Below are 1758 nucleotides of genomic sequence, written 5' to 3'. Positions count from 1 at the left end.
TTCATAGCGTCCTAAATTGGTTAGTGCAATACCCCGGTTGTACCAGGCCTTGTATTCATCTGGTTTAATTCTCAGTGCTTGGTCAAAGCATGTACTCGCTTCTTGATGGCGTTGCAGGTAATCACATAGTAAAGCACCTTGGTAGATCCAAGCCTCGTAGTAGTCTGGTTGTATTTTTAGTGCTTGGTCAAAGCATGTAATAGCTTGTTCATATTCTTTAGCAGTAGATAATAAATTTCCTAGTTTAAACAGTAGATTTGCTTTACGATTCTCCGGCTGATGTTTTTTTGCTAGCAAGTCTTGAATTTCCAAAACTTTCTCAACTTTTTGTTCATAGCTAAGTTTCAAATATTTTTCATAGTCTGCTTCCAACAGTAAGCGAGTTGATTCTTGTTCTACTACTTCTGGTGTTGTTGGTAATTCAAACACTCCAGAACGCCAATCAAAAAAATCTGGAGCGCGGTGAATTAAATAGTTGATTGAAAATGACCGCAACAGAAAAACAAAGCTAAACGTGAAATCATCTCTAAATCGTTCCCGCTGTTGATTTAAGTGATTTAAAATCGGCGGAACACTAGTTAAATTACTAAATTGACTTTCTGTGATTTCGCCAAATTTTCTTTGTTCGTACTTGTACAAAGAATATTCCAGACCTTTAATCAATAAAATATCAACTTGCTTGTCTTTAACAAATTCTGCCACTCGTTGATATAAATTATCAATCGGCTCGACAAAGCGCAGCACTGCAATATTCTTTTGCGGAATCTCTTGGGGAAGTTTGGCAATGAATTTCTCTGCTTCCCCTGGCGTACATTGCACAAAAAACAAGCCAAATCCTGATTTCCGCTTCAGTGCGCGAAGTAAGTCTTGATAAACTTCTTCTGGTTCAGGAGGTAAATCATCATCCCAATCAGTGAAAGCTTGATTCATGGAAGTTTCGCCACTGCTTCTTTAAACTCTGGAACTCCTTGAATTAATGGATGAATATCATACCAACGCTGCATTTCTCCTTCATCATCCAGATAGCGATATTCTAAAAGACAGCGGTTAAACATTAAACTCCGATATTGGTCATCATTAATAATGCGCTTAGAACGGGACACCTCCGCTAGTAGACACCATTGATGATTCCCCACGGCGCGGCGATAGGTATCTCTAGCTTGAGTAATTGCTCGTCGTACCGCCTTTTCTGCAATTGGTAACTCTTCAGTGCGTCCAATAGCATCTTGAGTTAACAATAGCAAATTCCTCACATGACCTCCACTCATCAAACAGAGTCTTTCTAAGGTTTGGGGATTGTCAAAAATTTCCTTCTCTAATGATAATTCTGGTGCAATTTGCCGGACTCGCTTGCGAATCACTTCTTTAACTTTGTTGAGTCCTGGCTGGTAAATGTCCCCGTTGATAGTATTGACCATAATCATCGGCAAAGTCTTCAAGGGGCGACAAACGCCTCTAAACCTAGCCAGATAAAGGTTTGAGAGGCACAGACCCCTTAACAAATGTGGGTACTTATTGAGAATGAACTGTACAGTTATTAAGCAGCTACCTGTATGGTACAGTTTAATGGTAAAAAAGAACGGTCTCGTAATTTAATTAAGACCGTCGTCATAATGCTGGCATCATTCTACCAAAACTTTTTAGAAAAATACCTAAATAAAGCACAGTTAATCACTCTGAAAATGTTGGTGTGGTTGTTACAAAATCAGAAACAGGTGAAGATAGAAAGACTGGCAGCAACCTTACCTCTACCAATAC

Annotated in this window: 1 protein-coding gene and 2 pseudogenes; 1 reads left to right on the top strand and 2 read right to left on the bottom strand. The window is 39.1% G+C overall.

Annotation, left to right across the window (positions count from 1 at the left end):
• Both I8752_RS26075 and I8752_RS26070 read right to left on the bottom strand, forming a co-directional pair.
• On the bottom strand, positions 1-930 hold a 930-nt coding region (locus tag I8752_RS26075; protein WP_214435134.1), incomplete at its 3' end, for a tetratricopeptide repeat protein.
• Positions 927-1433 (bottom strand): annotated as a pseudogene (locus tag I8752_RS26070) (ATP-binding protein); the annotation flags it as partial. The gene I8752_RS26075 and the pseudogene I8752_RS26070, both read right to left, overlap by 4 nt.
• A 120-nt stretch (positions 1434-1553) precedes the next feature.
• Here I8752_RS26070 and I8752_RS26065 point away from each other — a divergent pair.
• A pseudogene (locus I8752_RS26065) lies at positions 1554-1758 on the top strand (hypothetical protein); the annotation flags it as partial.

Source organism: Dendronalium phyllosphericum CENA369, assembly GCF_016056275.1.
Taxonomy (GTDB): Bacteria; Cyanobacteriota; Cyanobacteriia; order Cyanobacteriales; family Nostocaceae; genus Dendronalium; species Dendronalium phyllosphericum.
Note: the sequence above shows the minus strand (reverse complement) of the source record. Positions and strands in the feature narration are given on the sequence as shown.